The 2909-nt window shown below is 76.0% G+C and carries 1 protein-coding gene; it reads right to left on the reverse strand.

What is annotated here, in order from left to right; genetic code table 11:
* Positions 1 to 2823, reverse strand: a 2823-nt coding sequence (locus K7G59_RS34255) for an SDR family NAD(P)-dependent oxidoreductase (protein ID WP_308295129.1), incomplete at its 3' end; no start/stop codon positions are given.
* Between the last annotated feature and the right edge of the window lie 86 nt (positions 2824 to 2909).

The raw sequence follows: 2909 nt of genomic DNA on the forward strand, positions 1-2909 counted from the left end.
CGCCGGGTCGAACTCCGCCGCGTCGTACAGGAACCCACCCTCACGGGCGTAGCTCCTGCCCGGGGTGCCGGGGGTGGGGTCGTAGAGGCGCTCGACGTCCCAGCCACGGTCCTCCGGGAAGGCGGCGATGGCGTCGCGGCCGTTCACGAGCAGCTGCCACAGCTCCTCGGGCGAGCGCACCCCGCCCGGGTAGCGGCAGCTCATCGCGACGATGGCGATCGGCTCGTCCTGCGCGACGGCGGCGGCCGTCGGCGAGGAGTCGCCGGCCTGCGTTCCCGCGAGTTCCGCCAGCAGGTGTCGGGCGAGGACGAGTGGCGAGGGGTAGTCGAAGACGAGCGTGGCGGGCAGGCGCAGGCCGGTGGCGCCGTTGAGCCGGTTACGCAGCTCCACGGCGGTCAGCGAGTCGAACCCGAGCTCCTTGAAAGCGCGGTCGGGGTCGACCGCGTCCATCGTGGCGTGGCCGAGCACGGCAGCCACCTGGGTGCGGACCAACTGCAGCAGCAGCGCTTCCCGCTCCTCGGCCGGCAGGCCGACCAGCCGGCGGGCGAAGGCGGACTCGCCGCCCGCGTCCACCGCACGGCGGGCGGGCACGCGCACCAGTCCGCGCAGCAGCCCCGGTACCCCGCCCTCCAGGGCACGGGCGCGCAGCACGGGGATGTCCAGGCGGACCGGCAGCAGCGCCGCCTCGTCGACGGTGCCGGCGGCGTCGAACAGCGCCAGCCCGTCCTCGGAGGTGAGCGGGCTGATGCCGCCCTCGCGCATCCGGCGGACGTCCTCCTCGCCGAGGTGGCCGGTCAGCTCGCTGGCCTCGGACCAGTAGCCCCAGATCAGGTCGGTGACCGGCAGGCCCTCGGCACGCCGCCGCCGGGCGAGGGCGTCGAGGAAGACGTTGGCCGCAGCGTAGTTGGCCTGGCCGGGGTTGCCGATCGTGCCGGCGATCGAGGAGAACAGAACGAACAGCGACAGGTCCAGGTGCCGCGTCAGCTCGTGCAGGTGCACCGCCGCATCCACCTTGGGCGCCAGCACCCGGGACACCTGCTCGGCCGTCAGCGACGACACCACCCCGTCGTCCAGCACGCCGGCCGCGTGCACCACACCCGTGACCGGGTGCTCGGCCAGCAGCGCCGCCAGCGCCTCGCGGTCCGCGACATCACAGGCCGCCCACGTCACCGAGGCACCCAGAGCAGTCAGCTCCTGCGCCAACTCCACCGCACCGGCCGCGTCGCGACCACGACGGCTCACCAGCAGCAGGTCCCGCACCCCGTGCCGGGCGACGAGGTGGCGTGCGATCAGCCCGCCGATGGTGCCGCCGGCGCCGGTGAGCAGGACCGCGCCGTCGGGGTCCCACGCGAAGCCGCCCGCATCAGCGGCCACGGCGGCGACACGGGACAGCCGTGGGGCGAGCCAGGCACCCTCGCGCATCGCCAGCTGCGGCTCGCCGGCGGCCACGGCCGCGGCAGCAGCCTGCAGCGGGTCGGCGTCGTCCGGCAGGTCGACCAGCACGAAGCGGTCGGGGTGCTCGGACTGCGCCGAGCGCACCAGGCCCCAGACGGCCGCCGCCGCCGGGTCCGTGACCTCCTCCGGCGCGCCGGCCGCCACCGCTCCCCGGGTCGCGATCACCAGGCGGGAGCCGGCAAGCCGCTCGTCCGCCACCCATGCCTGCACCAGGCGCAGCGTCTCGTGCGCCAGCGCGTGCACCGCGGCGGCGTCCAGCTCTCCGCCGGTCGAGCCCAGCGGCGCCAGGACGACGGCAGGCGCGGGCGTGCCGGCGCCGACGGCCTGCGAGAGAGCGTCGACGTCCGGGTACGCGCCGGCGTGCCCGGCCTGCGCGATGACGGCGCAGGACTCGGGGGCCGGTGCCGGTCCGTCGGGGAGCTGGACGGCCGTCCAGGCCACCCGGTACAGCGACTCGTGCGGTGCGTTGCGGGCCCCGCCGAGCTGCTCGGGCGCGAGGGGGCGAGTGACCAGCGAGTCGACCGATGCCACCGGTGCGCCGGTGGCATCGGCCACCAGCAGCGACACCGCGTCGGTGCCGGTCGGCACGAGCCGCACCCGCAGGGCCGAGGCTCCGGTGGCGTGCAGGGCGACCCCGCTCCACGCGAACGGCAGGCTGGGTCGGGGCGCCTCGGAGAAGTCCGCGGCCTGGCCGTCGGCGCTGAGCGCCATCGCGTGCAGGGCGGCGTCGAGCAGGGCCGGGTGCACGCCGAAGCGGGCCGCGTCGCGCTGCTGCTCTTCGGGCAGCACGACCTCGGCGAAGACCTCCTCGCCGCGCCGCCAGGCGGCCCGCAGGCCCTGGAAGGCCGGCCCGTACTCCAGACCGGCGCCCGCAAGGCGCTCGTACGTCCCCGCCGTCTCGACCACCACGGCGCCGGTCGGCGGCCACGCGGCGAGGTCCTCCGGGGTCTCGGCGGCGGAGCCGGGCAGCAGCACGCCCAGGGCGTGGCGCGTCCACGGCTGGTCCTCGCCGTCCTCCGGCCGGGAGTAGACGCTCAGCGAGCGCCGACCCATCGTGTCCGGCCCGCCTACGGCGAGCTGGACCTGGACGGCGCCACGCTCGGGCAGGACGAGCGGCGCCTCCAGAGTCAGCTCCTCGACGCGGTCGCAGCCGACCGCGTCCCCCGCGCGCAGGGCGAGTTCGACGAACGCCGTCCCCGGCAGCAGCACAGTGTCGGCCACCGCGTGGTCCACGAGCCACGGGTGCGTGCGCAGCGAGAGGCGCCCGGTGAGCAGCAGGCCTTCGGCGTTCGCCAGCGTGACGACCGCGCCCAGCAACGGGTGGTCGGCGGCACCCAGCCCGAGGCTCGTCGCAGTACCGGTGCTCACCGCGGAGCCGTCGGACTCCAGCCAGTATCGGTCGCGTTGGAAGGCGTAGGTGGGGAGATCGACCGGGCGGGCACCCTTTGCGGCGT

This window comes from Streptomyces sp. NK08204, from assembly GCF_020400585.1.
GTDB lineage: Bacteria > Actinomycetota > Actinomycetes > Streptomycetales > Streptomycetaceae > Streptomyces.